Annotated in this window: 2 protein-coding genes; both read right to left on the bottom strand. The window is 58.5% G+C overall.

Annotation, left to right across the window (positions count from 1 at the left end; all coding sequences use genetic code 11):
- Positions 1-878: hypothetical protein (locus tag GTN70_03635; GenBank protein ID NIO16080.1), on the bottom strand; the 878-nt coding region annotated here is incomplete at its 3' end.
- Position 879: 1 nt separating this feature from the next.
- A partial coding sequence (locus GTN70_03630) for a hypothetical protein (GenBank protein NIO16079.1) occupies positions 880-1,527 on the bottom strand: 648 nt, incomplete at its 5' end.

Genomic DNA, 1,527 nt, shown 5'->3' with positions numbered 1-1,527 from the left:
GCGGAGATGAGGTTGAAACCGGACAGCACGGGGTGGTTCAGGTAGGTATCGACCAGATCGTCATTGAGTCCCCGGATCCACTCCTTCCCGGGCTCTCCGGGAACCCCGTTTTTGCCCGACATGTCGATGACCATCTCCCGGTCCCGTTTTTCGCCTTTGAACTCCTCTTCGACAAGGGCCAGGGGCATGATTCTCACCGAGCCCGACGCGTGCCAGTCGAGGCTGGCTTTCGCCGCTATCTTGCCGTCCAGGTAGATGCCCGACCTGTTTTCGTTTTCCCCTTTTCCCAGGGAGGTGAGCAGAAGCAGAAATCCCGGGACGACCTGCTCCAGGAGGAAGTCGGCCCTTGAGAAGACCTCCTCGAGCTGCTCTATCTCCTGCTGCCGGACGCACACGGCGAGAAACCGTCCCTCCCCCTCCCCGGCATGAAGCGGTATCAGGTCTATCAGGACTCCCCCCTCGAAGGGCAGCGTTGTGGTGACGACGGACGGCGCCGCGAGGCGGGCCTTCTGCAGGTCGTCGAAGGGGAGATCCACCTTCCGGATGAAGAGGTCGATGTCTGAAATGAGCAAGCCCGCCCGCTGCCTCTTTCGTTCGCTCCCGTTCAGTGTCTTGAAAAACCTCTCCAGCATCGGTATCTTTGCCCGGGAAATCAGCTCCAGCAATGGCGACCGTGACTCCTGCTCCTCCACCTTCTCCTCGTCGCCGCCGTTTAAAGACCGCAGAAATTCACGGATCCGTTCCCCCCCCTCGGGGGAGAAGACCTCGTCTGTGATCTCAGATGAGGCCACCAGGGAAGCCGTCCTCTTTCCCGGTGTTCCCGAGAACTCCCAGGCCTGAAGGGTTTTCCCGCATATGGTAATCAGCATCTCGCCCAACCTACCGCCTCATGACTCGTATATCCGGGGAACGGAGATTGCCCCGTATCCTCAATTTTACATTATATTCATTTTCCGGCTTTATTTTCAAAAGGTTAGAAACGAGGGGGGAAATGTTTCTCCCCCTTGCCTCTATGTCGACCGAGCTCTTTCCCCTCACCAGGTAGTCGGACACGGTCCCCTCGAAGTCGAATGTGGAGGCAAGCAGGGTCGCGGTGCAGTCCTTGAAGTAGATGCTGTGGTCCTTGAAGATGACTTTCCCCGAAAGCCCCGATATTTCCAGGTCCATGCCATACTGCCCCTTTACCGTCAGGTAGTCGAACGCAAACGCTCCCCTGCCGTCCACCGAGATCGGGCCGGAACCCTCCGCGGCGATCTTATCGAGGGTAAAGTCCAGCTTCCTGGCGAAAAAAGAGGGAAGCTGCCGCCTCTTTTCGGGGGAGAAGCTGAAGTCGCTCCCCGACAGGGAGAGGGAGGTGAGATTTCTCGAAAGAAGGGCGCTTACGTCGTTCTCCTGGGGGTCCCGCACGGTGAGCCTCACGGGCGCTTCCCCGAAGAGATCGCTGAGCTTGATACGGAAGACCACCTTCGGAAACGTGAGTATGTCCGTTTCCCCCGGCCCCGTGAGCGTGACATCTTCGAGGGTAAT

The sequence above is a fragment of the Deltaproteobacteria bacterium genome, from assembly GCA_011773515.1.
Classification (GTDB): Bacteria; Desulfobacterota; Deferrimicrobia; order J040; family J040; genus WVXK01.
Note: the sequence above shows the minus strand (reverse complement) of the source record. Positions and strands in the feature narration are given on the sequence as shown.